This is a genomic window from Streptomyces sparsogenes (assembly GCF_001704635.1).
In the GTDB taxonomy this organism is placed as follows: Bacteria; Actinomycetota; Actinomycetes; order Streptomycetales; family Streptomycetaceae; genus Streptomyces; species Streptomyces sparsogenes.
The window spans coordinates 1-3,623 of record NZ_MAXF01000112.1 but is presented as its reverse complement, the minus strand read 5'-3'; the positions used below and the strand labels follow the sequence as shown (position 1 = coordinate 3,623).

The window sequence follows — 3,623 nt, the reverse complement described above, 5'->3', positions numbered from 1 at the left end:
CGATCTGCTGATCCGAGCCGTCCGGGGCGCCGCCGGCCAGGTGGAGTGCGGTGATCCGGCCGCCCTCGGTGGTCAGCTTCAGGTGGTAGCCCGCCGAGTGGACGATCGCGGTGGGGGTGCCGTCGAAGGCGTAGTGGAAGGTGATCCGGTTGCCGTGGCGGTCGTGGATCTCCTCGATCGGCGCGATCCCGTCGAGCCCGTCGCGCGGGGCGGTGAAGCAGTACGTGCGTCCGGTGTCGGGGTCGGTGACCGTGTAGTCCCCGTCCACGGTGCGCTCCAGCGGCCACCGCGCCACCCCCGCCTTGGGCAGGGTGGGCAGGTCGGGCGCGGGGTGCGGGTAGTCCAGCAACCGCCCGTCCTCGCACACGAAGACCACGCCCTCCGGGCCGATCTCCAGATGCTGGTCGGCCGTGCTCGACCAGGACGGACCGAACCACCGGCCCGCCCGGTAGCCCGACTCCACCCGCCGCCGGAACACCAGCGGCAGCACACCCGGCAGCGTCACATCCGTCTGCGGCAGGAACATCCGGCCCGTGGCGAAGTCGATCGGGTCCGACCCCTTGGTTGTCTTCCCACCGTCCGGCCTGGCCCGCTCGGCCGGCCCTGCCTCATCGAGGAGGCCGCGGCCGGGCGGCTTGATCTCCGCCGCACGCCGGCCGAGAGTGGCAACCTTCTTGATACCGCCCAGACCCTTGGTGCCGATCAGCTCCGGCACCAGCCGCCCGAGCCCCTCCCCGGGATCCTTCTTGAAGGTGTCCCACATGTCGCCCAACGTCCCCCACGGGTCGTTGGCCATCCGCACCAGACCGGCCGCCGTGCTGTTCAAGCTGGTGACGTACTCCGCGGGATGGGTGATGTTGTACGGGTCCAGCGGATTGAGCTGCCGCGCGAAGTTCGCGATGCCCGCCGTGCCCTTGACGATGCCGCCGACGAAATGCGAGGCGTCCAGGTTCAGCCCCGTCAGCCCGTCCGCCAACTGCTTGGCGTACGAGGGCTTGGCCGGGGCCTTGTCCCGCGCCGACTCCACCGCCGCCTTCGCGGTCGTGTGCGCCTCGTTCCGCTGCCGCCGCGCCTCGCCCAGGATCTCCCGCGCCGCATCACGATCCGCGGTCCCCGGATCGTGGAACTCCCCCGGCTTCTCCGGCAGCGAGGACGGATCCCGCTGATCGGCCGGCTTGGCGTTGTACGCGTCCACCGCCGTGTTGTACGCCGACACCTTGTCGTTGTGCGCCGACCGGGCGTCGTCCGACGCCTTCTTGCCCTTCTTATAGCGGGCGATGGCGTCCTCGGCCTGCTTCTGCGCCCACTCCACCGTCCCCGCGAAGTTGTCCAGCGCGCCGGCCGCCTTCTCACACGCGTCCGCCGCCGTGAACCACTTCTTCGGCTCGACCGACACGCTCTCCCGGAACCTGTCCGCCGCCTCACCCTTCAGATGACCCGCGTCCAGGCCCTGCAACCCCTTGCCGACATCATTGAACGCGTTCTTGAAGTCGCGCAGATGGTTCGCGGTGGTACGCAACTTGTCCGGGCTGCCGTGCACCAGCTTCTTCGGGTCCTCGGTCTCCCCGAGCTGCATCTCGTCGACATCCGCGCCCAGCGCGTTCGCCACCGAGTCGGACTTGTCCCGCACCCAGTCGGCGCCGCTCTCCCAGCCGATGTCATCCAGCCGGTCCGCGGTCCAGTCCCCGACATCGTCGACGACCTCACCCAGGTCCTCGACCCGGTCCTCGACCCAGTCCTCCACCGAGTCCGGAATGAAGTCCCCAAGCCCCATAAACGCCTATCCCCCGATCAGCGGTCGTACGAGCCTTATGTGCCATGGCCCTGGTGAGAGGGTACGGTCACGCACCGCCACCATGCCCGTGCGGAACGCCCGTTGTTGCGAACTCGGCACAAACCAGGGCCCCTCCGCGACACTGATCGCGGGTGCGGTATGCGCTCTGTTACCTTCCTTCCTCTGCCATGAAAAACATGGCGCAGTGGTGGAGGAAGGCAGTATGGGGGACACAGGACTGTCTGAGCGTTGGCAGGCGTATTACGACGCGGCGGGCGGAGCGGATATCGGCGGCAAAGCCGTCCAAACCAGGCTGGCCAGTGCGGACGGTAATAAAGGTGGCGGTAAGGGTGGCGACGGCGATGTGAAATCGTCGAAGGGGCCCTGGAATACCGCGTCGACCGCGCTGGACGATCTGCGCCGCAATGCCGCGACCGCGCTGGGTGACCTTCGGCACGGCCAGCAGGGTGCGGGGGTCGGCGGCAAGGGCGTCGAGGGGCTGGAGAGCACGGCCATACAGCAGCGGGTCTTCAACTCCTGGGAGGCCCGGCTGGAGGTCGTGCGTGACGAGTGCGGCGAGCTCATGGGCAAGCTGAAAAAGGCGGGCAATGATCTCGCCAACCAGGACGAGGCCATAGAAGCGCTCTTCAAGGCGCAGGATACGAAGCCGATACCCCCGCCGGGTGGCCCGTCGGGGAGCTGGTGATCCGCGCCGTGGTTACCTTCGCACAGTTGAAGGCGCTCGACCCCGCCCAGTTCGAGGAGGCGGCGGACGGCTGGCACAAGGTCAGCAGCAACGCGAGCGCGGCCAAGGACCGTCTGAACAATGAGATCAACGCGAAGCTGCGCGGGGGCCTGAAGGGCCAGGGGGTCAGTACGGCGCTGGGCCGGCTGGAGCGGCTGAGCGAGAACTTCCACTACATGCAGGTGGAGTGCGCCCTGGTCCTGACGGCCCTGAACGGGCTGGCGGCGGAGTTGCGCGCGGCGAAGAAGAAGCTGGACAACGCCGTGCAGGACGCCCAGGACGCGGGGATGACCGTCAAGGAGGACGGGTCGGTGGAGTACCGGCCCCCGGTCGTGCTGCTGCCGGGCCGGGAGTACGAGCAGCCGGGGAGCGGGCGGACGCCGTTCGTCACCACGACGCCCAAGGAGCGGGCGCAGGGGTACGCGGACCGGATCGGCGACGCGCTCAAGGACGCCACGGAGGCGGACGGCAAGTACGCCAGGACGCTGGGCAAGCTGATCACGGTGGCGGATCTGTCGGTCACCAAGGAGGACTGGACCGACGCCGACCAGGACCGGGGCGACGTCAAGAAGACGGTCGGGGACCATCTGCGCGGCATTCCCGAGGACAAGTCGCCCAACGAGAACGCGGCCTGGTGGAAAAGCCTCAGCAAAGAGGAGCAGGCGGAGTACATCTCCCTCTACCCGGCGAGCGTGGGCAAGCTGGACGGGCTGCCCGCCGAGGACCGCGACGAGGCGAACCGTGTCTGGTTCAACGAGCAGCGGGCGAAGTACCAGACCGAGCTGGACAACCTGCCACCCGAGCCGAAGCCCAAGTACATGGCGGCCGGACGGGTCATGGTGCTCAATCCGGAGTGGACCGAGTGGGACAAGCACAAAAAGCATCTGCAGTCCTCCCTCAACGGCATGAAGCGCATTCAGATACGTTTCGACGACACGGGGAAGGTCGACGCCTTCGACAACACCCGGCCTTCCGGCTACAAGCCGACCGGTAGTGGACTTCCCCCGGCGTACCTGCTCGATTTCGACCCCGAGAAGAACGGCCGCGCGATCATCGCGAACGGCAACCCGGACACGGCCGATCACACCGCCGTGCGGCGGCACC

At 68.1% G+C, this 3,623-nt stretch carries 3 protein-coding genes; 2 read left to right on the top strand and 1 reads right to left on the bottom strand.

The features are described 5' to 3' along the window. The coding region (locus BBH68_RS42570; protein WP_245738254.1) for a putative T7SS-secreted protein at positions 1-1,774 on the bottom strand (1,774 nt) is incomplete at its 3' end. Positions 1,775-1,997: 223 nt separating this feature from the next. Here BBH68_RS42570 and BBH68_RS23660 point away from each other — a divergent pair. Together BBH68_RS23660 and BBH68_RS23655 are read left to right on the top strand one after the other, a co-directional pair. Further along, positions 1,998-2,480: a hypothetical protein gene (locus tag BBH68_RS23660; protein WP_141713048.1), complete on the top strand. Its 483-nt coding sequence runs from the start codon at positions 1,998-2,000 to the stop codon at positions 2,478-2,480. A gap of 8 nt (positions 2,481-2,488) precedes the next feature. Further along, positions 2,489-3,623 (top strand): WXG100 family type VII secretion target (locus BBH68_RS23655; RefSeq protein ID WP_483855355.1); only part of this gene is annotated, 1,135 nt, incomplete at its 3' end.

Coding starts and splice junctions, on each gene's coding strand:
- BBH68_RS23660 (WP_141713048.1), top strand. CDS start 1,998: ATGGGGGACACAGGACTGTCTGAGCGTTGGCAGGCGTATTACGACGCG.